The organism is Roseateles sp. YR242 (genome assembly GCF_900109745.1).
Classification (GTDB): domain Bacteria; phylum Pseudomonadota; class Gammaproteobacteria; order Burkholderiales; family Burkholderiaceae_C; genus Roseateles.
Genome location: NZ_FOAV01000007.1, coordinates 199,856 through 219,956 on the forward strand (window position 1 = coordinate 199,856; position 20,101 = coordinate 219,956).

Sequence of the window (20,101 nt, forward strand, 5' to 3'; positions counted from 1 at the left end):
TCTGATTCTTTCCGGTCGCGCGAGGCGATTTCATCAGAAGCGCTCAGTCGCCTCGGCGAGGTTGCCCACGCGATGGCATAGCGGCATGGCGCCATTCAAGGCCAATGCCTTGCATGCACGCCGGCCACCAGCGGCAAGGCCTCGATCCGCTTCAGCAGCGCCAGAAATTCCGGCCTGTGTTGCTCCAGATGCGGCCGCGTGCCGGACCACTTCGACACGATCACGGCCATCACATCCAGCGCGCCCGGCGCTTCACCGCTGAGCCAGGGGCGGCCCGGAAACTGGTCGGCGAACATCTCCCAATGCAGGTGCAGCCGGTGCCGTGCCCCTTGCCGCACCGCCTCGCGTTCGGCCTGCTGCTCGCTGGTGGTGAAGCGCTCCGGATAGTCGCTGATGGTGACCTGGCTGTAGCAGTTGGCGGCGATGAACACGAGGCCGCGCAGAATCTGGTCACGCTGGGCCTCACTACGGCCGAGCAGCCCTGCGGCCGGAAACCGCAGACCCAGGTGCATGAGGATGGCCGCGCTCTCGGTCAGCACTTCGCCCTGCGGGGTGTGCAGGGTCGGGATCTGCATCAGCGGGTTGAGCTGGCGCAGGGCCTCCCGGTCGGAGTCGTCTTCCCACGAGGAGGCATGCACCACCCGGTAGGGCTGCCCGCACCAGGTCAGGCCGATCTCCGCAATGGCGGAGCCCGAGCCCTTGGTGCCGTACAGCACGTAGGGGGTGGAATCGGCAGGAGCGGGCGGCGCGGTGGTGGTGCTCATGGCGCCAGTGTAGGGACGCAGCCGCGCGATGGCGAGAGGCCCTGAGGGCCACGGGTGTCCCGTGATCAGCCGTCATGGGCCCCGCAAGGGCGGAGCCTCTCAGCGGTCAAAGAACCGCATCCGCTCCTCGTTGGCCGGATGGCTGCTGAAGGCGATTGGCAGCAGACGGCTCTTGCCGTACTTGCCCTGGATACGCTCGAAGAACACCTGCATCGCGCGCGGTGAGCGGCCGGCGTTGATGAGCCAGTCCCGCGCGGTGGCATCCGCCTCGCGCTCGAACTGGCGCGAGTACTCGGCGCTCATCAACAGCGCCGGTGCGCCGGCCATCAGGCCGGAGACATCCCCCACCATCATGGCCGCCAGCGTGCTGCCCAGGCTGGCGCGCACCAGCATGCGCATGCCATGGCGGCCCCGCACATGGCCGATCTCGTGGGCGAGCACGCCCAGCACCGTATCGGGCTGGTCGCGCAGCAACTCGATGAGCTGGTCCGTGACCACGATGTGACCGCCGGGCAGCGCAAAGGCGTTGGGCCCGATGGACTTGCCGGTGTCCTGGAAGTGCAACTCGATCGGTATGGCAGGCCCGGGCTGGGCGGCCGCAAAGGTGGCCAGGCGCTCCCGCCAGGCTTGTTGCTCCTGAAGGCTCAGCGTGCTGGGCTTGAGCAGTACCGTGCCCAACTGGCTGATCGCCTCATCGCCCAGATGCGTGTCCACCTGTGGCGGCACCCAGGCGGTGACGATGTCGGCGGCCCATGGCAGGCCCCAACGCCACGCGCTGAAGAACAGGCCGGCGAGCAGTGCCAGCGCCAGCATCGTGCGCCGCCAGCTGGAGAACCAGCGTTGAGCGAATGTCCGGCCCAGGCCCCGTCCGCCCGTGGCCTGCTGCACCCATTCGTCCCAGTCCGCAGCCTCTGCCACGCTGAGGACGCCGCCGTCCGGCAACAGGGCGCGACGCTGGCCGTGGCGAGTGGGCTCGGGCCAGCGTACCTGCCGTACCGGATAACGCCGCTCGCCCAGGGCGCCTGCGATCACCGCCTGCTCTTGCTCCAGCCACAGACGCACGGGCTGGTTGCGCGCGCTGCGGCCATCGAAGTAGTCCGCCTGCAGCGTGGGCGTGGCCATCACAGACCCATGTCGATGCCGAAGAAATCGCCGGCCAGGTCGCCCGTGGCGGCGGTCTCGGGCGTCTGCTGGCGGGCCAGCCAGGTGTCGAGGTCACCGTCCAGGGTCACGCTGACGCCTTGCAGGCGCAGGCGGGCAGTCGCCACCGTCGCCCAGGCGCGGTACAGCCCCAGCGTCAACAGCGTCAGCAGGGTGTTCTTCAGCGTCAGCTTCACCATCGAGCGGGCCGTCAGTGCGCTGGTGAATTCCAGATCCTGAGTGGAGGTTCGGTTCCACAGCAGGTTCTGGAAACGCGCGGTGAAGTAGGGATGGATGATGGCCAGCATGAGCAGCCAAATCAGCAGGGAGGTGAACAGGGGCAGCAACAGCAGCCAGGATGCTGCGTCCGGGTTGGACGCATCGCCCCGGCGTGCGCCGGACAGGGCAACGGCCACCATGATCACGACGCTGACGACGGCGACCGCCAGCAGCCCCAGGCCCGCCGCTTTCAGCGCCAGCTTGTAGACCGAGCCGCCGGACAGGGCGAGTTCACCCTCCTGCTCCGCATAACGATAGCCGCCGTGCTGATAGCGCTTGATCAGCGTCAGCGTCCAGGGCGAGAGCGCGACGGCGAGCAGCAGGGCCACGCCCAGAGAGACACCGAGAACCGCGAGCGTGGCCTGGGAGGACACGTCCAACGGACGCTTCAGCAGGTTGCTCACCATCACCACGGCGATCATGGGCAGATAGACCGGCGCAAACGCCAGGTAGGCCCCCTTGAGCGGGGCCTCGAAACCGAAGCGCAGGCCGCGCCAGCTGGTGTTGTAGAGCCGGAACTGCAGGCCGGCGCGCCACAGGGCCGGCCACAGCGCACACAGCACCAGGAAGGCCACCACACCTCCCATCAGAGAAACCTGGCCTGCGAAGGAATAGCAGCCCATGAGCACCATCAGCAGGATGTGGCCGCGGAACATCTTCCAGGGGTCGCCATGAAAGCTCAGTGCCTGGCCATCCACCAGCGTGTTGCCGTAGAAGTAGTGGAGCCGACGGGCCTTGGCAAAGGGCCAGTACAGGCCCAGTGTCACCACCGTGAGCAACAGGTTGGTGATCCAGATCCGGAAATATTCGCTGCCGGAGCCGGTGAACTGGATCTCCAGCTTGCGTTTGCGATATTGCGACAGCGGCCAGCCGGTGAGACCACCAGTGGACGCACCCTCCTCATTCGAGCGCATCATTGCTTCCCTCTCAATATTTCTCGGTCGCCGGCGCGATTCGTGTCGCGCAGGTCGTGTTGCCGCCGGTTGAACAGCCCGGCTGTGCCTGATCCCCGCTCTTTTTGGCCGGGCGTCGAAGTGTGCTTCACCCCTTTGGGAGGGACAAGACACCTAAATGGGTGAATGCCTGGCGTTGTTTCGAGGCCGCAGTCGGTAGAAGCGAATCGCTAGAATCTCTTCGCAATGAAACTCATCGGTTCACTCACCAGCCCCTACGTCCGCAAGGTCCGCATCGTCATGGCGGAAAAGAAGCTCGACTATCAATTCGAGCTGGAGGACGTCTGGGGGAGCGACAACATCCTCAAGATCAACCCGCTGGGCAAGGTGCCCTGTCTGGTCATGGAAGGCCAGGATTCGATCACCGGCGCGGTGTTCGATTCTCGGGTGATCGTCGAGTACGTCGACACGCTCTCTCCGGTGGGCAAGCTCATTCCGGAGCGTGGCCGAGAGCGCTGCGAGGTCCGCACCTGGGAGGCCCTGTCAGATGGCCTGCTGGACGCCTGCCTGGCAGCCCGCATGGAAGAGACCTGGAGCGGCCGTACAGACGCCGAACGCAGTGCCGCCTGGATCCAGCGCCAGATGAACAAGGTGCATGCCTCGCTGCAGGCCATGAGCCATGGCCTGGGCGAAAAGAACTGGTGCTCCGGCAATCACTTCACCCTGGCGGACATTTCGCTCGGGTGTGCGCTCGGGTACCTGGACTTTCGCTTCCCCACCATCGACTGGCGTGCCAGCCACGCGAACCTGGCCCGTCACTTCGACAAGCTGATGACCCGCGCCAGCTTCCAGGACACGCTGCCGCCGGCCGCGACCTGATTCAGGCGCCGGTGGCTGCCGGCGTCCGGCCTGGGGCTGATCCGGGCTCCCACCCGCGCCTGGTCGGGTTCGCTGTCCGCTTTTCGCACGGCCCCCATCCAGGCCTCATCCTTCCGGGGCAGTCCGGCCTCTCTCCGTGCGCGGGCCTGAGGCTGGGCTTGCCCATGACCTGTGGCGCGCAAGCCGATTTGGCGCATTCTGGCCTCACAATGGGTTGATGGCGCCTGCTGGAGCGGGCGCGGAATCTTTCAGGGAGGACTTGATGGGATTGAAAGCTGTGTTTTCGCCAATCGGCCGTTTCTTCGGCGGCGTTTGGTGGCTGTTGGACGGTACGCGGCGGGTGGTGCTGAACCTGCTGTTCCTGATCCTGATCATTGCGCTGCTGTGGTCGATCTTCTCGCGCGGCAAGGGCTTGCAGGCGCAGACCACGCTGGTGCTGGACATCCAGGGTGAGGTGGTCGAGCAGTTCTCCGGCTCCGCCCGGGACCAGGCGATGGCGCAACTCAAGGGCGAGAACCGCGCCCAGACCCGTCTGCGTGACCTGCTGGCGGTGCTGGATGCCGCCGCCAAGGACGACAAGATCGTTCAGCTCTTCCTGGACCTGGATCACATGGGCAGCGCCACGCCCGCGACCCTGCATGAATTGCAGGCCGGCATTGCGCGTTTCAAGGAAAGCAAGAAGCCGGTCGTGGCCTTTGCCAACAACTACGACCAGCGCAGCTACTACCTCGCCGCGCAGGCCAACGAGGTGTATGTGCACCCGATGGGGGGCGTGAGCATCGAGGGTTACGGGCGCTACCGCAACTACTACAAGGACGCGCTGGACCGTGTGGGCATCTCGGCCAACGTGATGCGCGTGGGCACCTACAAGAACTTCGCCGAGCCCTACTTCGCGAATGCGCCATCGCAGGCCTCGATCGAAGCGGAAAGTTATCTCTACGACGAGCTGTGGGCCCGTTATCAACTGGAGGTCGAGCAGGCCCGCAAGCTGGACAAGGGCGCCATTGCCAAGGCCATCGAGGAGCTGCCGCAGCGGTTGGCGGCGGTCAGTGGCGACCTGGGCAAACTGGCCCTGCAGGAAAAGCTGGTGGACGGCCTCAAGACCCGTGACCAGGTGGATCTGCTGCTGGAACAGCGCGGTGCCAAGGACGAAAAGCAACTGCGCGCCATCTCCCTGGGGGCTTACGTGGCGCAGCTCCAGCCCAAGCTGCCCAAGCCCGAAGGCCAGATCGGCATCGTCGTGGCGGAAGGCGAGATCGTGGATGGCCAGGCCTCGCCGGGTCGCATTGGTGGTGAATCGACCTCGGCGCTGATCCGCCAGGCGCGTCTGGACGACAAGATCAAGGCGGTGGTGCTGCGGGTGAACTCACCCGGCGGCAGTGCCTTCGCCTCGGAGCTGGTGCGGCGCGAGCTGGAGCTGACCCGTGCGGTCGGCAAGCCGGTGGTGGTGTCCATGGGCGGTGTGGCAGCCTCGGGCGGCTACTGGATCTCCATGTCGTCGGACGAGGTGATTGCCGACCCTTCCACCATCACCGGTTCCATCGGCGTGGTCGGCATGCTGCCCACGGGCGAGAAGCTGATGGACAAGCTCTCCATCCATACCGGCGGCTACACCACCACCTGGCTGGCGGCCGGTTATGACCCTCGCCGGGCACTGGACCCGCGCATGGCGGCGGTGGTGCAGTCCATGATCGAGCACACCTATGCCGAGTTCACCGGCCGGGCGGCCACAGCCCGCAAAAAGAGCGCCGCGCAGATCGATGCGGTGGGGCAGGGCCGGGTGTGGACCGGTTCGCAGGCGTTGGAGCGTGGTCTGGTCGACAAGCTGGGCCGCCTGAGCGATGCGGTCGCCAGCGCCGCCAAGCGCGCCAACCTGGGCGATGACCCGTCGGTGCGTTACGTTGAAGCCGAGCGGGGCCACATCGAGCGCCTGGTCTCCAGCTTGACCGACTCGGCCATGCCGTCGGTGCGCACCGAAGTCCTCAAGGCCCTCGGCGGCATCCCGCAACTGCCCGCGCCCTTGCAGGAAGCGCAGGCCGACATGACCTGGCTCGCCGAGCAGGCCCGGCCCGATGCCCAAGGTGCCACCCGGGCGCCTGTCAAAGCCATCGTGCACTGCCTGTGCACCGCGCCTTGACCTGACCCAAGGCGGGCGGGCCTTTGGCCCGACCCGCCCGGGTATACTGGCCTCGGCGCCGATTTGTCCGGCTTGCGGGCGCCTAAGAAATTCAGCTAAAGGGGGACATCCGAATCGCACAGAGCCCGGTGTTCCGCTTCAAGCAGCGGCGCCGGGTTTTTTGTTGGACGAGGTGTTTTATGGGTTCAGTCGGTGACGTCACACCGCAGCGACTCCTTTTTGACCAGCCCCTGCCCCTGCGCAGTGGCGCCAGCATCGGCGAGTACGAGCTGATGGTCGAAACCTACGGGGAGCTCAACCAGGACCGCTCCAATGCCGTGCTGGTGTGCCACGCGCTCAACGCGAGCCATCATGTGGCCGGCACCCATGCCGGCATCGACAAGAGCGAAGGCTGGTGGGACAACCTGGTGGGCCCCGGCAAGCCGCTGGACACGGACAAGTTCTTTGTCATCGGCGTCAACAACCTGGGCTCCTGCTTCGGCTCCACCGGCCCCATGCACCTGAACCCGGCCACCGGCCGCGTTTACGGCGCGGACTTTCCGGTGGTGACCGTGCATGACTGGGTGGACGCCCAGGCCCGGGTGCTCGACCGCTTCGGCATCCAGCAATTGGCCGCCGTGCTCGGGGGGTCGCTGGGGGGCATGCAGGCGCTGGACTGGTCCCTGCGCTACCCCAACCGTCTGCGCCACTGCATTGCCGTGGCCACCGCGCCCAACCTCTCCGCCCAGAACATCGCGTTCAACGAGGTGGCGCGCCGCGCCATCATCACCGACCCCGAGTTCCACGACGGCTTCTTCTACGAGCACAGCGCCATCCCGCGACGCGGCCTGCGCGTGGCGCGAATGATCGGGCACATCACTTACCTCAGCGACGATGTGATGGAAGAGAAGTTCGGGCGCCAGATGCGTGCCGCCGAGCTGGGCTATTCCACCCACGACATCGAGTTCCAGATCGAGAGCTACCTGCGCTATCAGGGTGACAAGTTCAGCGAATACTTCGACGCCAACACGTATTTGCTGATCACCCGCGCCCTGGATTATTTCGACCCGGCGCGCGCCCATGGCGGCGACCTGAGCCGCACCTTTGCCAGCGCGCTGTGCAAGTACCTGGTGGTGAGCTTCACCACCGACTGGCGCTTCTCGCCGGCACGCTCGCGAGAGATTGTGAAGGCGCTGCTGGACAACCGCCGCGACGTCTCCTATGCCGAGATTGACGCGCCGCATGGGCACGATGCCTTCCTGCTGGACGACCCGCGCTACCACGGTGTGCTGCGGGCCTACTTCGACCGCATCGCGCAGGAACCGGTGGCGAGCGTGGCTAGCGTGGAGGGGCAGCCATGAGCGACCGCGCCGTGATGCAGATGATTGCCGACCTGGTGCCCGCCGGCTCCCGCGTGCTGGACTTGGGCTGCGGCACCGGGGAGCTGCTGGCCCATCTGCAGGCCGCCAAGGGCTGTACCGGGTACGGGGTGGAACTGGATGACGCCAATGTGCTGGCCTGTGCCCGGCGCGGCGTCAACGTGATCCAGCTCAACCTGGAAGAGGGCCTGGCCATCTTCGAGGACCAGAGCTTCGACGTGGTGCTGCAGCTGGAGACGTTGCAGAACCTGCGCAACACCGAGGCGATGCTGCGCGAGACGGCCCGCGTGGGCCGCATGGGCATCGTCAGCTTCCCAAACTTCGCGCACTGGCCCAACCGGCTGCAGATCCTCCGCGGCCGCATGCCGGTGACCCGGGTGCTGCCTTACCAGTGGTACGACACGCCCAACATCCGCGTGGGCACCTACGCCGACTTCGAGGTGCTGGCGGGTAAATGCGGCCTGCGGGTGCTGGACAGCTTCGGTGTGCAGGCCGGCCGTGCGGTGCGCACGCTGCCCAACCTGCGGGCCAGCATGGCGGTGTTCAAGTTTGATCGCCAGTGATCCCCAGTGGTGCCCGGTCATCGGCAGTGATGACCGGTCACGATCAGTGACGGCACGGGGCGGCGCTCAGTCCTCGTAGCGCCCCAGGCGCACCATGGTCTGCCCGGCACGTCCGGGGCGCAGCATCGGCATGATCAGCACGCAATGGTCATGTGGGGTGCGCCACTGATGCCCGTTGTCCTCGGCCAGCAAGGTGCCGGCCTGGGGAATCTCCATCAGGTGATGCACGGGCAGCACGAACCGGAAGGATGCGCTGCGGGCGGTGAGGCCCTGGCCCACGCGCACCAGCCGTTGCCGGTCCGGCAACGGGCAGCGCAGGTGGGCGGCGGCCCAGCCCGCTTCCACCACGCCCAACTGGCTCAGGAAGCGCAGGCAGACGTCCAGCGCCATGTCGGCCGAGGGCGGCTCCCAATGGGCACCACACTCCACCAGCAGCGCCTGGCGCGGGCTGCGCGGGTCGGCAAAACCGCCCCGGTCGATCAATCGCAGCCCGGCCGCATGGCCCGTATCCACCAGCAGGGTGCCCGGCTGCCCGATGGCGCGTGCCAGCGCCACACTCTTGTCGGTCATGCCGCAGATGGTCAGCGCCGGGGCGCCAGGCTCCTGCATCGAATGCAGGTCCAGCAGCCGGTCGGCGCTGTCGATGAAGGGGCGCAATTCGCGCGCGCGACGCAGCTCCACCGAATCCCTCGGGCTCAGCAGCACCGCATCGTCCCAGACCCGGTTCAGGTCTTCGTCCACATAACGGGAGGCAAATGGCTGGGCAGCGTCGAAACGGTGGAAGGCGTCCATGTTGGCAAATGCGAGCACCAGCCGTCCGAACAGCGGCCGCACGTCGTGGCGCAGCAACCAGTCCAGCGCCACGGCACCGCACAGCTCGTTGCCGTGCGTGAGGGCCTGCAGCATGACGGTCGGGCCAGGGACGCCTGAATCGCGGAGATGGACATAGTCCACCCCGGTCCCGCCGTCGCGCCAGGGCCGCAGGTCGGGCGGCACCAGAGAGGACGTCTGGGTGAGCGTCCGGGTGGACGTCCGGGTGGTGGCCGCAGGTGTGCCCGCCACCCCGTCCCGAGTCGTGGTGGCAGGTGCAACAGGGGAAACAGAGGCGGGTGGAGGTGACGGACCCATGGCGAGGGATCCTACACTTCCGTCCATGAGAACACTGACCGGCCATGACGGCCTGCCATTGCATTGGCGTGAATGGGGCGCGGACCCCGCCCATCGGCCACAGGGCACGATCCTGATCGTTCACGGCCTGGGCGAGCACATCGGCCGTTATGACCTGGTGGCCCAACGGCTGACGGCCTGGGGCTGGCATGTGGTCGGTTATGACCAGCGCGGCCATGGCGCCTCCGGCGGCGCCCGGGGCGATATTCCGGTGGCGGACAGCCTGCAGCGGGACCTCTCCTGCGCCATCGACGCCGTGCGTAGCGATGCCCGCATGAACCAGGGCCCCCTGGTGCTGCTGGGCCACAGCATGGGCGGCGCCGTGGCGGCCAGCTTCGTGGCTGGTGCGCTGGTGCCCACCGAATGGTCTCGCCTGGTGGACGGGCTGGTGCTGAGTTCGCCGGCCCTGGACGTGGGCATGTCCGTGGTCCAGCGTGGCCTGCTGGCCACCACGCTGCCGCTGATGCCGCACGTGGCGGTGGGCAACGGGCTCAACCCGGCCTGGATCTCCCGCAGCGCGGATGTGGTGGCGGCCTACAAGGGCGACCCCCTGGTGCACAACCGCATCACCCCCATGCTGGCCCGGATGATTGCGGACACCGGCCCCGCGCTGCAGACGCTGGCTGCCCGCTGGCCGGTTCCCACACTGCTGATGTGGGCGGGGGCCGACCGTTGCGTGGCGCCTGCGGGCAGCGCGGCCTTTGCCGCCGCCGCCCGCAAGACCGGTGACGGCTCCGGGGTGGAGGCCGAGGTCTTCGACGGTCTGTTCCACGAACTTTTCAACGAACCTGAGCGCGAACAGGTTTTTGCCCGGTTGAACTCCTGGCTGGCCGCTCGCTTCTAGAATCCGAAGATCTGACCAAGGCGGCACATCCAGCCGCGCAGGAGCCTTTCATGAACGCACGTGATCCGTCGTTGCCGCTGCAAGCCGATGAAGTGAGCGCCCTGGGCGCCTTTGCCGAACAGGTCTGGGATGAGGAAATCATCCCCGCGCTGACCGACTACATCGCCATCCCGGCCAAGAGCCCGATGTTCGATGCCAATTGGCAGGCCAATGGCTACATCGACCGTGTGGTGCGCGACGCCGCCGCCTGGGTGGAAAGCAAGAAGGTCCCTGGCCTGAAGCTGGAAGTGATCCGGCTCGAAGGCCGCACGCCGGTGATCTTCTTCGAGCTGCCGGCCACCAAGTCGGGCAGCACCGACACCGTGCTGCTGTACGGCCATCTGGACAAGCAGCCGGAGTTCAACGGCTGGCGCAACGATCTCGGCCCGTGGACGCCCAAGTACGAGGACGGCAAGCTGTACGGCCGTGGCGGCGCCGATGACGGCTACGCCATCTACGCCTCTCTCACCGCGCTGATGGCGCTGGACCGCCAGAACGTGCCCCGCCCCCGCTGCGTGGGCCTGATCGAGACCTGCGAGGAATCCGGCTCGTTCGACCTGCCCGCGTATGTGGACGCGCTCAAGGACCGCCTGGGCAATGTGTCGCTGGTGGTCTGCCTGGACTCCGGCGCAGGCGATTACGACCGCCTGTGGATGACCACCTCGCTGCGCGGCATGGTCTCCGGCGTGCTGAAGGTGGAAGTGCTGACCGAAGGCATCCACTCGGGTGATGCCTCCGGCGCCGTGCCCTCGTCCTTCCGCATCCTGCGCCACCTGCTGGACCGCCTGGAGGATTCGGGCACCGGCCGCCTGTTGCCGGAGAGCTTCCACTGCGAGATTCCGGGCGCACGCCTGGAGCAGGTCCGCGCGGCGGCGGCCATCCTCAAGGACGAGGTCTACAAGCGTATGCCCTGGGCCTGCGGTGGTGACGGTGGCCCCGTGCTGCCGGTGAGCACCGACCCGGTGGAGGTGCTGCTCAACCGCACCTGGCGCCCGACGCTGTCGGTGGTGGGCGCCGAAGGTTTTCCCGAGCTGAAGAATGCCGGCAATGTGCTGCGCCCCTACACCGCCTTCAAGCTGTCGCTGCGGCTGCCGCCGCTGGTGGATGGCAACGAGGCCGCACTGCGCCTGAAGGCGCTGCTGGAAGACAACGCGCCCTACAACGCCAAGGTCAGCTTCGTGCCGGACGGCCGTGCCGGTGCTTACGGCGCCACGGGCTGGAACACGCCAGACCTGTCGCCGTGGCTCAGCCAGGTGCTGGAGGCGGCCAGCCAGGCCCACTTCAATGCGCCAGTCGGCTACATCGGCCAGGGCGGCACGATTCCGCTGATGGGCATGCTGCAGAAGAGTTTCCCGGCGGCGCAGATGATGGTCTGCGGCGTGCTGGGCCCCAAGAGCAATGCCCACGGCCCGAATGAATTCCTGCATGTGCCCTACGGCAAGCGCCTGACCGCCGCGGTTGCGCAGGTTATTGCCGCGCATCCCTGAGGAACCCTCCGCATAACTCCCCGCAGCCGCCGCAGCCCCGCTTCGGGAGCCCCGCGTCGTTGCAAATCCTCGCCATGGCAAGGGCCATGGCTGCGGTTTGCGCCTGGCCGGGCATCCCGAAGCAGGGCTGCGGCGGCCACGGTGAGTCATGCGAAGGGCTCCTTGAACCCTTTTCTATTCTGTTGCTGGGAGCAGGCAGGTCGAGAGGAGCGTCATGGACCAGGTCAGAGCCATGCGGGTGTTCACCCGCGTCATTGATGAAGGCAGCCTCGCTGGCGCCGCACGGGCCTTGGACCTGGCGCCTGCCGTGGTCACCCGCCTCATCGCCGACCTGGAAGAGCATCTGGGCGCCCGGCTGCTCAACCGCACCACGCGGCGGTTGTCGCTCACGGATGTGGGCGAGTCCTACCTTGAACGCTGCCGGCGCATCCTCGCGGACATCGAAGAGGCCGAGGCGCTGGCTTCTGCCTCGGTCACCGACCCGCGCGGCAACCTGCGGGTGCTGATGCCGCCGGCCATCGCCGTGCACCAGCTGGCGCGCCACATGGTGGGCTTCCATACCCGCTACCCGCATGTGAGCCTGGAGCTGGTGGTGCCGGGGCCGGTGGACGCGCTGGACGAGAGCTTCGACGTCACCGTCATCAGCACCCGCGCCCAGTTGCAGGGGGACTTCATCGCGCGGCTGCTCGCCCGCACTGAGGTCATCCTGTGTGCCGCGCCGGAATACCTGGCCCGCCATGGCCGGCCCCAACATCCCTCCGAACTCAAGCAGCATGCGCTGATGCTGCCGCCCATCCATGAGCTGTCGCGGGGCGTGACCTTCGAGCGCTGCGGCCCGCACGGGGAACCGAAGGACAGCTACTTCACCATGCCGTCCCGGCCTGTCATGACCACCGCCTCCACCGACACCAAATACGCGTGCGCCCTGCACGGCCTGGGCATCGCGGGGTTGCCGTCGTTTGTGGTGGGAGACGCCCTGATGGAGAACGCGCTGGAGCGGGTGCTGCCGCAGTGGCGCATCTACAGCTTTACCCTCTGGGCGGCGATGCCCACCCGCAAATTCGTGCCCGCACGGACGCGGGCCTTCCTGGATTTCCTGGTGGAGATCTTCGGCGGCAAGGACGAAGACCCATGGCTCGCCGCCGCCGGTTGCCCCACGGTTCGCCCGGCGACACCGGAGGCGGAGGTCGGGGCCGCCACCGCCGCTGTGGCCGCCCAGGGAACCTCTGCATAACGCCTCGCGGCCGATGTGACCCCGCTTCGGGCGGTCCGCGTCGTTGCAAATCCGCGCCAGAGCGCCCGCCATGGCTGTGGTTCTGCGCCTTGCGCCACATCCCGAATCAGGGTCACCTCGGTTCACGGGAGTGATGCACAGGTTCCTAGCGCAAACTGAATCCCGTCTGCAGCAGTTGCGGCTGCAGGTCTTCCATCAGGCGCAGCAGGGGCGAGAGTTCCACATATCGGGTGGCCGTCTTGATGACGTAGGCATAAAAGCGCGGCAGGTCGTCCGCGTAATGCGGCTTTCCGTCCCGTAGCTTGAGCCGGCAGAACAGGCCGAGGATCTTCAGGTGGCGTTGCAGCACCGTCCACTCCAGCGCGCGCCAGAAGAGGCCGAAATCCAGCGCCATTTCGTGCGGGTCTTCGCCGTTGGGGTCCAGGCCGAAGATGCCTTCGCGGCGGGCGCCCTCCCAGTAGCGCACGGCCCAGTCGATTTCCTCGGGTTCGTCCCAGGAGAGGAAGGCATCCCGCAGCAAGGAGCCCATGTCGTAGGTGACGGGGCCCAGCACCGCGTCCTGGAAATCCAGGACGCCGGGGTTGCCGGCGGCCGCGTCACAGACCATCAGGTTGCGGACCATGTAGTCCCGGTGCATGGGCACGGCCGGCTGTGCCGCGATGTTGGCGGCCAGGGCTTTGACCGTGCGGTCCCAGTAGTCCTGCTGCTTCGGGGTCCACTGCCGGCCGTGGTGGGCCTGGACACACCAGTCCACGAAGATCTGCAGCTCACGGCGCACAAAGGCCTCGTCAAAACGCGGCAGGGCCGCGCCGGCGCCACTGGCTTGCCAGCGCAGCAGTGCGGTGGTGGCGTCGCGCATCAGCGCCTGGGCGGTTGGAAGATCGTTGTCCTGCTGGGCCCGGCGCAGTGCCTCCAGATAGCTGGTGGTGCCCAGGTCTTCCATCAGCGCGAAGCCCCGTGCCGCGTCATGGGCGAGCAGGGCCGGCACATGCAGCTGGCTGGCCGCCATCATGCCGCCCACGGCCACGAAGGGTGTCACCTGGTTCGGCGTGGCGGGGTCGTCCATGACGATCAGGCTGGTGCCCGCAGCCGTCTGGATGCGCAGATAGCGGCGGCTGCTCGCATCGGCGCTGGCGGCGGCCAGGGTCTGGGGCAACAGCGCATGGCGGGCCACCAGCGGTGCCAGCCACTGCTGGAAGTGTTCGGCGCGCTGGGCGTCAGGCCAGGTCACCGGTGAGGCGGAAGCAGTCATGGGGGCGCTTGGATGGACAGGCAGGTGGAGCGGGCCGAGGGAGCAGTCGGATGGAGCAGGCGGATGGCGCAGGAAGGAGGGGCGAATCGATGGCGTTCATGTTGCTGGCGACGCCACGCCCAGCTTTACAACGCCGGCATAAAGACGGCGCGTTCAGTGTTCACGGGCCGCAAGAAGTATGCAAGGCGGATGGATGCCGGCACCGCCGTCGGCCTCGTGGATAATGATTCTACAAACCCTGGGCAGCGCCTCGCGTTCACGCGTGGCCGGCCTGACCTCCGCAAGACGCCGCCCTGCTTGATGCGCTCACCGGTTTTTCGACTCCGCCCCCTGCCCCTGGCTGCCCTGTTGGCTGTGGTCCTGCCCGCATCCCACAGTGCGTTCGCGCAGGAATCCTCCGGCGATCCGCTGGTGCTCAAGCCTGCGAGGCAACTGAACCAGACCAAGCGCAAGGACGTTCGTCCGGCGATGGCGCTGACGGCCGACCGCATCACCTCCGAGGTGGACCAGCTCTCCACAGCCGAAGGCGACGTGCAGCTGCGTTATGGCGGCCTGCTGCTCAAGAGCCGCACGCTGCGTTATGACCATGCGCAGGATCTGGCCTCCGCCGAAGGCAACGTGGAGCTGAGCCAGAACGGCGCCGTGCTGCGCGGCCCGTCGCTCAGCCTGTTCGTGGACCGCTTTGAAGGTCAGCTGGACAGCCCCAACTATTTCTTCTCCACCACAGGGGGCAGCGGCAGCGCCAAGGTGCTGCGTTTCCTGGGTGAACAGCGCATGCAGGCCGATGAGGCCACCTACAGCACCTGCCCGGTCTCCGAGGACGGCGAGCGCAAGCGCGACTGGGTGCTCATCACCAAGAGCCTCAAGCTGGACTTCGAATCCGGTGAAGGCGTGGCCACCGGCGCTGTGGTGCAGTTCCTGGGGGTGCCTATCCTGGCAGCGCCGTCGCTGAGCTTCCCGCTGGGGGATCAGCCCAAGTCCGGCCTGCTGCCGCCCAACGTCAACATCGACAACCGCAGTGGTTTCGAGTTTGGCCAGCCGTACTACTGGAGCATCGCCCCCAATCGGGATGCGACCTTCACGCCTTACGTCATGACCAAGCGCGGCGCCGGGATCGACAGCGAGTTCCGCTATCTTGAAGCCCAGCACCGAGGGGCGTTGAGCTTCGCCTGGCTGCCCAATGACCAGGTCGCCGGCCGTTCCCGCTGGGACTTGCGCCTGCTGAACCAGGGCGACCTGACCGAGAACTGGCGCTACGAGGTCAATGCCGAGCGAGTTTCGGATGACGACTACTGGAAGGACTTCCGGCGTCGCATGACCACCCAGACGCCCCGTCTGCTGGAACAGGACTTCAAGACCCAGCGCGACTTCAACTACGGTTGGGGTGACCTGACGACCTATGCCCGTGTTCAGCACTGGCAGGCCCTGCAGGTGACCGAGACGGTGGATCAGTTCTCCTCGCCCTACCAGCGTTCGCCGCAGATCGGTATGCGGGTGCAGACCGGTGCGGATGATTCCGTGCTGGCGGGTTACCTGCCCACCGGCCGCCGTGCGCGGCTGGAAGGTGGCATGGAGGTGGAATACAACCGCTTCGACCTGCCCACCGGCTCGCTGTCGTCGCAGACCCAGACCGGTGAGCGGGTGCACATGCTGGGCCATGTGAGCCTGCCCTTCAGCGGCGCGGCCTGGTGGCTGATTCCCAAGGTCTCGCTGAACGCGGCCAGCTACAAGACCGACCAGCCGCTGCTCAATGGCGACCGGTCGATCAGCCGCACCATTCCCACCTTCAGCATCGACCATGGCTGGATCCTGGAGCGCGACACCACGCTGTTTGGCCAGAACGCACGCCAGACCCTGGAGCCGCGGCTGCTGTACGTGAACACCCCGTACCGCGACCAGAGCAACGTGCCCAATTTCGATTCGGCACCGAAGGACTACAACTTCGACTCGGTGTTTGCGGAGAACCAGTTCTCCGGCGTGGACAAGGTGAGCGATTCGCACATGGTGGCCTTTGGTGCCACCACGCGCTGGATCGAGGACGAGCGCGGCGAGGAGCAGCTGCGCCTGGGCATGGTGCAGCGGTACCTGCTGCGCGACCAGAAGATCACGCCGGACGGCACCCCCCAGACCCACCGCCTGTCGGACGTGGTGCTGCTGGGGTCTGCCCACTTGAACCAAGCGTGGTGGACCGACAGCACGCTGCAGCTCAACTCTTCCGACGGCACGGTGGAACGCACCGTGCTGCGCCTGCGTTATTCGCCGGGGCCCTTCCGCACGTTGAGCGCGTCCTACCGGCTGGCCCGGGGGCAGAGCGAACAGTTGGAGCTGGCCTGGCAATGGCCGCTGTTTGGTCCGGACCGCAAGGCGGTCAGCGGCGGCCCGGGCTGCCAGGGCGCCTGGTATGGTGCCGGGCGGCTGCAATATTCCATGCGTGACAAGCGCTTCACCGATTCCGTGGTGGGCGCTGAATACGACTCCGGTTGCTGGATCCTGCGCGTGGGGGTGGAGCGTGAGGCCACGGGCCGCGCCGAGACCAACACCCGCCTAATGCTGCAATTGGAGCTGGTGGGCCTGTCGCCGCTGGGTTCGAATGCACTCAAGGTGTTGAGAGACAATATCCCCGGTTACCGTTCGCTGAGCTCGGAACGCTCGGCCTTTGGCACTTATGACTGAACTGCGTTCGATGCGAAAAATCCAGCCTTTGGCCGCTGCTGCTCTCTTCTTCCTCGCGGCCACCGCCGGAACCGTGTCCTGGGCGCAGGTGCGTGAATCCGCTGCCGCCAAGGCGGCCGCAGGGGGGGCGTCGGCGCCTGCAGCGACCGCCGTTGCCGCCTCTGCAGCGTCTCAGCCCGCACCCAACCGCCCGCCGGTCGAGCAGCGAACCCTCAAGCCTGGCGACTACATCGCTGCGGTGGTCAACTCCGACATCGTGGCGGCGTCCGAAGTCGTGCAGCGCCAGGAGCGCATGAAGGAAGAGGCCAAGCGCCGCAACGAGAACACGACCAACGAACTCATCCACAAGCAGGCGCTCGACGGCCTGATCGATGAGCGCGTCGTCACCACCTATGCCCGGGAGAACGGCCCGCGTGTGGATGAGCCGGAACTGGACCGTGTGGTGGCCAACGTCGCCACGCAGAACAAGCTGACCCTGGAAGAGCTGCGCAAGCGTCTGGTCACCGAAGGCATCGACTTCAAGCGCTTCCGCGAGAACCTGCGCGACCAGATGCTCAGCGAGCGGGTGCGTGAACGTGAGGTGCAGGGCCGCATCCGCGTGACCGATGGGGACATCGACAAATACCTGGAAGACCGCCAGGCGGCGCTGCAGGACCGCGCGCAGCTCAACATCGCCCAGGTGCTGGTGTCGGTCCCGGAGAACGCGCCGGCCAATGTCGTGGCCGAGCGCCGCGCTCGTGCGGAAGAAGCGCTGCAACGCATCAAGGGCGGTGAAGACTTTGCCAAGGTTGCCCGTGAGGTGTCCGAAGACGCCAACAAGGCCAAGGGCGGCGAGATCGGCCTGCGGTCGGCGGACAAGCTGCCGGATGTCTTTGTAGATGCCGTGCGCGACCTGAAGGGCGGTGAACTGCGCCAGACCCTGCTGCGGTCGCCGGCAGGTTTCCATGTGCTCAAGCTGGTGGACCGCCAGATGGGCAAGGCCTCGATCAACACCATCGTGCAGACGCATGCGCGGCACATCCTGCTGCGCCCTTCCGAACAACTGACGCCGGACCAGGCGGCACGTCGCCTGGCTGAATTCAAGCGGGCCATCGAATCCGGCCGTGCCACCTTCGAACAGCTGGCCCGTGCCAACTCCGAAGATGGCAGCGCCCAGGATGGGGGTGATCTGGGCTGGGTCGGTCCCGGCAGCTTCGTGCCCGAGTTCGAGGAAGCCATGGACCAACTGCCGCTCAACGGCATCTCCAATCCAGTGGCATCCCGCTTCGGTATCCACCTGATCCAGGTGCTGGAACGCCGCGACGTGGTGCTGGACAACAAGCAGCTGCGCGACCAGGCCCGTCTGGCCCTGCGCGAGCGCAAGTATGAAGAAGCCTACAGCGAGTGGATGAAGGACCTGCGCGCGCGCGCCTTCATCGAAACCCGCGAGTGGCTGGACTGATCGGCTGAATCTCCATGGGACACATTGCGCGCAAGCGCTTCGGTCAGCACTTCCTGACTGACAGGTTCGTCATCGACGCCATCATCGACGCCATAACGCCCGGTGAGGCGCAGTCGGTGGTGGAGATCGGCCCTGGCCTGGGCGCCATGACGCTGCCGCTGCTGCAACGCCTGCCGGCGAGCAGCCAGCCGCTGACCGTGGTCGAACTGGACCGGGACCTGGCCGCCAAGCTGCGCAAGCGGGGCGACCTGACCGTGATCGAGTCGGACGTGCTGAAGGTGGATTTCGCGGCCCTGGCACAGGAGCGTGGGCGCAAGATCCGTGTGGTCGGCAACCTGCCGTACAACATTTCTTCGCCCATTCTTTTCCACCTGCTGCCGTTTGTGGACCACATCGTGGACCAGACCTTCATGCTGCAGAAGGAAGTGGTGGACCGCATGGCCGCCGGGCCGGGCGGCAAGGAATATGGCCGCCTGAGTGTCATGCTGCAGTGGCGGTATGACGTCGAGGCCTTGTTCGATGTGCCGCCCGAAGCCTTTGATCCACCGCCGCGTGTGGATTCCGCCATCGTGCGGATGACGCCGCACAGCCAGCCGGCCATGCTGGACGAAGCGCTGCTGAGCGAACTGGTGGCCTCGGCCTTCTCGCAACGCCGCAAGCTGCTGCGCCACAGCCTGGGTCGCTGGCTGGAAGCCCGCGGTTACCAAGGCCAGTTCGACCTGCAACGCCGCGCGGAAGAGGTGCCGGTGGCTGAGTTCGTGGCCCTGGCGCAATCTCTCTAAATCCACCATCGCGCAATAAAAAAGGCCTTCCGCTGCCGGAAGGCCTTCTTGGTCGGATGATCAGCCGATGTTCAGTCCATAGACCCTCGTCACGCGGCGTTGAGCCACATGGAGGTGTCGAATGCACTGCACATCATGGGCATGTTCATGCCGAAGTTGGGGTTCGGATTGGTCTTGGTGCTCTTGAGCACCGGCTTCTCCGCGGGGGCCACCTCAGCAGCCCGCTCCCATGACCCGATTTCTTGGGAGCGGGCTACTGAAAAGAATAGAAACACCGGAACTGGATCTTCCGTTCTCCCCAGAAGTCAGCGGCTTCACGGAAGACGTCCAGCAGCTGCTCGCGGGCCTCGCGGTCAAACCTGGCGTGGTCAGGCAGCTGGTCCAGCACCACCACAAAACCGGGTTGGCTGCCCGACTTGTGAACCAGATCGGTCATGCAGTCGTACAGCGCATCCATGTTTTTGCCGAAGTGCGCCGGGAACAGGAAGGCGCTGGCAATCAACTCCAGCACGTCCTGTTTGGTGTCCGCTGACGCCAGGTTGGCGTACAGGAAATGCTGGCCGGCATCCTGAGCCGCCTGCATCAAGTCCTCTACCCGGTAGGCTCTGATCGCCTGCACGATGTTGGGACGGACTGTCTGCAATTGCATGGTCGCGTTCCTCCTAGATGGTCACAGATTGCGGTTCCGCCGGGTCACGGCGTGATCTTCGAGAAGCTCACGTAGTGGTCGTCGGTGTAATAACAAGCATCAGGTTTCGTGGGCGGCTGCCCGCCACACACCAGGCGACGGGCACCACGGTGTTGGGCGCCCGGCGTCGGCACGGTGTATTCGCGGTAATAGCCCCGGGCCTTGCTTGGCAGTTGCCGCTCCCGATTCCCGAAGACGACACCGTCCTTCTCATAGGGGAAGGGGCCACCTGACAGCACACGCTGGTAGGTCGTCTGGGCTTCGGCCGGAAGCGCCTGCAAGGCCACCGTGTCTCCCCACCGTTCCCGGGTGGAGGGGGCGTTGTCTCGAGCAACGGCGGCGTTGGCGCCCAACAGTGCCGCAGTGAATGCGCCCGTCAATACGGCGGACTTCGCCACGTTGACCACCAGCGACTTCCAGGCCGACTGGCCTTTTTGACGCGGTTGGCGCTGCCCCTGAACTTGCCCCAGATCCTGACCCA

General features: G+C 66.4%; 17 protein-coding genes. 10 read left to right on the plus strand and 7 right to left on the minus strand.

What is annotated here, in order from left to right; genetic code table 11:
* Positions 1 to 95: 95 nt before the first annotated feature.
* From BMY53_RS15155 to BMY53_RS15165, 3 genes are all read right to left on the minus strand, one after another.
* A complete protein-coding gene (locus BMY53_RS15155; RefSeq protein WP_092947325.1) occupies positions 96 to 764 on the minus strand; it encodes a glutathione S-transferase family protein in 669 nt (222 codons plus the stop codon).
* Positions 765 to 863: 99 nt separating this feature from the next.
* Entirely contained in the window at positions 864 to 1,886 is a 1,023-nt protein-coding gene (locus tag BMY53_RS15160) for a M48 family metallopeptidase (protein ID WP_092947326.1), read from the minus strand.
* Positions 1,886 to 3,100, minus strand: a complete 1,215-nt coding sequence (locus tag BMY53_RS15165) for a YjgN family protein (RefSeq protein ID WP_092947327.1) — start codon at positions 3,098 to 3,100, stop codon at positions 1,886 to 1,888. Before BMY53_RS15165 ends, BMY53_RS15160 begins: the two co-directional genes overlap by 1 nt.
* Before the next feature lie 222 nt (positions 3,101 to 3,322).
* Here BMY53_RS15165 and BMY53_RS15170 point away from each other — a divergent pair, with 222 nt between their 5' ends.
* The 4 genes from BMY53_RS15170 to metW all read left to right on the plus strand — a co-directional run bounded on the left by BMY53_RS15170 (position 3,323) and on the right by metW (position 8,013).
* Positions 3,323 to 3,955 (plus strand): glutathione S-transferase family protein, encoded by a 633-nt coding sequence (locus tag BMY53_RS15170; RefSeq protein ID WP_092947328.1) that lies wholly within the window; start codon positions 3,323 to 3,325, stop codon positions 3,953 to 3,955.
* Positions 3,956 to 4,217: 262 nt separating this feature from the next.
* Complete coding sequence (gene sppA, locus BMY53_RS15175) at positions 4,218 to 6,092, plus strand: signal peptide peptidase SppA (RefSeq protein WP_092947329.1); 1,875 nt, start codon at positions 4,218 to 4,220, stop codon at positions 6,090 to 6,092.
* A gap of 179 nt (positions 6,093 to 6,271) precedes the next feature.
* A complete protein-coding gene (locus BMY53_RS15180) occupies positions 6,272 to 7,432 on the plus strand; it encodes a homoserine O-succinyltransferase MetX (RefSeq protein ID WP_092947330.1) in 1,161 nt (386 codons plus the stop codon).
* A complete protein-coding gene (gene metW / locus BMY53_RS15185; RefSeq protein ID WP_092947331.1) occupies positions 7,429 to 8,013 on the plus strand; it encodes a methionine biosynthesis protein MetW in 585 nt (194 codons plus the stop codon). Before BMY53_RS15180 ends, metW begins: the two co-directional genes overlap by 4 nt.
* A 66-nt stretch (positions 8,014 to 8,079) precedes the next feature.
* Here metW and BMY53_RS15190 read toward each other — a convergent pair whose 3' ends face one another.
* Entirely contained in the window at positions 8,080 to 9,141 is a 1,062-nt protein-coding gene (locus tag BMY53_RS15190; RefSeq protein ID WP_092947332.1) for a M14 family metallopeptidase, read from the minus strand.
* A gap of 25 nt (positions 9,142 to 9,166) precedes the next feature.
* Between BMY53_RS15190 and BMY53_RS15195 the strand changes: the two genes are divergently transcribed.
* The 3 genes from BMY53_RS15195 to BMY53_RS15205 all read left to right on the plus strand — a co-directional run bounded on the left by BMY53_RS15195 (position 9,167) and on the right by BMY53_RS15205 (position 12,784).
* On the plus strand, positions 9,167 to 10,024 hold the full coding sequence (locus BMY53_RS15195; protein WP_255370215.1) for an alpha/beta hydrolase: 858 nt from the start codon (positions 9,167 to 9,169) through the stop codon (positions 10,022 to 10,024).
* A gap of 50 nt (positions 10,025 to 10,074) precedes the next feature.
* Positions 10,075 to 11,550, plus strand: coding sequence for a M20 family metallopeptidase (locus BMY53_RS15200; protein ID WP_092947334.1), 1,476 nt, complete (start codon positions 10,075 to 10,077; stop codon positions 11,548 to 11,550).
* 214 nt (positions 11,551 to 11,764) lie between these two features.
* Complete coding sequence (locus BMY53_RS15205) at positions 11,765 to 12,784, plus strand: LysR family transcriptional regulator (protein ID WP_092947335.1); 1,020 nt, start codon at positions 11,765 to 11,767, stop codon at positions 12,782 to 12,784.
* Positions 12,785 to 12,929: 145 nt separating this feature from the next.
* Here the strand turns inward: BMY53_RS15205 and BMY53_RS15210 are convergent, their stop codons facing one another.
* Positions 12,930 to 14,036, minus strand: coding sequence for an aminoglycoside phosphotransferase family protein (locus BMY53_RS15210; protein WP_092947336.1), 1,107 nt, complete (start codon positions 14,034 to 14,036; stop codon positions 12,930 to 12,932).
* A gap of 354 nt (positions 14,037 to 14,390) precedes the next feature.
* Here BMY53_RS15210 and BMY53_RS15215 point away from each other — a divergent pair, with 354 nt between their 5' ends.
* Genes BMY53_RS15215 through rsmA form a run of 3 tightly spaced genes read left to right on the plus strand, consistent with a single transcriptional unit; the run spans position 14,391 to position 18,932 of the window.
* Positions 14,391 to 16,709: an LPS-assembly protein LptD gene (locus BMY53_RS15215; RefSeq protein WP_255370225.1), complete on the plus strand. Its 2,319-nt coding sequence runs from the start codon at positions 14,391 to 14,393 to the stop codon at positions 16,707 to 16,709.
* 10 nt (positions 16,710 to 16,719) lie between these two features.
* Positions 16,720 to 18,150 carry a peptidylprolyl isomerase gene (locus tag BMY53_RS15220; protein WP_092947419.1) on the plus strand — a complete coding sequence of 477 codons (1,431 nt, stop codon included), beginning with the start codon at positions 16,720 to 16,722 and terminating at the stop codon, positions 18,148 to 18,150.
* 14 nt (positions 18,151 to 18,164) lie between these two features.
* Positions 18,165 to 18,932: a 16S rRNA (adenine(1518)-N(6)/adenine(1519)-N(6))-dimethyltransferase RsmA gene (rsmA, locus tag BMY53_RS15225; protein ID WP_092947337.1), complete on the plus strand. Its 768-nt coding sequence runs from the start codon at positions 18,165 to 18,167 to the stop codon at positions 18,930 to 18,932.
* Between the two features lie 253 nt (positions 18,933 to 19,185).
* Here the strand turns inward: rsmA and BMY53_RS15230 are convergent, their stop codons facing one another.
* Together BMY53_RS15230 and BMY53_RS15235 are read right to left on the minus strand one after the other, a co-directional pair.
* The gene (locus tag BMY53_RS15230; RefSeq protein WP_092947338.1) at positions 19,186 to 19,581 is read right to left on the minus strand and encodes a barstar family protein; all 396 of its coding nucleotides are present in this window, start codon (positions 19,579 to 19,581) and stop codon (positions 19,186 to 19,188) included.
* A gap of 44 nt (positions 19,582 to 19,625) precedes the next feature.
* Positions 19,626 to 20,018, minus strand: a complete 393-nt coding sequence (locus BMY53_RS15235; RefSeq protein ID WP_404947880.1) for a guanyl-specific ribonuclease — start codon at positions 20,016 to 20,018, stop codon at positions 19,626 to 19,628.
* Between the last annotated feature and the right edge of the window lie 83 nt (positions 20,019 to 20,101).

Coding starts and splice junctions, on each gene's coding strand:
- BMY53_RS15155 (WP_092947325.1), bottom strand. CDS start 764: ATGAGCACCACCACCGCGCCGCCCGCTCCTGCCGATTCCACCCCCTAC.
- BMY53_RS15160 (WP_092947326.1), bottom strand. CDS start 1,886: ATGGCCACGCCCACGCTGCAGGCGGACTACTTCGATGGCCGCAGCGCG.
- BMY53_RS15165 (WP_092947327.1), bottom strand. CDS start 3,100: ATGATGCGCTCGAATGAGGAGGGTGCGTCCACTGGTGGTCTCACCGGC.
- BMY53_RS15170 (WP_092947328.1), top strand. CDS start 3,323: ATGAAACTCATCGGTTCACTCACCAGCCCCTACGTCCGCAAGGTCCGC.
- sppA (WP_092947329.1), top strand. CDS start 4,218: ATGGGATTGAAAGCTGTGTTTTCGCCAATCGGCCGTTTCTTCGGCGGC.
- BMY53_RS15180 (WP_092947330.1), top strand. CDS start 6,272: ATGGGTTCAGTCGGTGACGTCACACCGCAGCGACTCCTTTTTGACCAG.
- metW (WP_092947331.1), top strand. CDS start 7,429: ATGAGCGACCGCGCCGTGATGCAGATGATTGCCGACCTGGTGCCCGCC.
- BMY53_RS15190 (WP_092947332.1), bottom strand. CDS start 9,141: ATGGGTCCGTCACCTCCACCCGCCTCTGTTTCCCCTGTTGCACCTGCC.
- BMY53_RS15195 (WP_255370215.1), top strand. CDS start 9,167: ATGAGAACACTGACCGGCCATGACGGCCTGCCATTGCATTGGCGTGAA.
- BMY53_RS15200 (WP_092947334.1), top strand. CDS start 10,075: ATGAACGCACGTGATCCGTCGTTGCCGCTGCAAGCCGATGAAGTGAGC.
- BMY53_RS15205 (WP_092947335.1), top strand. CDS start 11,765: ATGGACCAGGTCAGAGCCATGCGGGTGTTCACCCGCGTCATTGATGAA.
- BMY53_RS15210 (WP_092947336.1), bottom strand. CDS start 14,036: ATGACTGCTTCCGCCTCACCGGTGACCTGGCCTGACGCCCAGCGCGCC.
- BMY53_RS15220 (WP_092947419.1), top strand. CDS start 16,720: ATGCGAAAAATCCAGCCTTTGGCCGCTGCTGCTCTCTTCTTCCTCGCG.
- rsmA (WP_092947337.1), top strand. CDS start 18,165: ATGGGACACATTGCGCGCAAGCGCTTCGGTCAGCACTTCCTGACTGAC.
- BMY53_RS15230 (WP_092947338.1), bottom strand. CDS start 19,581: ATGCAATTGCAGACAGTCCGTCCCAACATCGTGCAGGCGATCAGAGCC.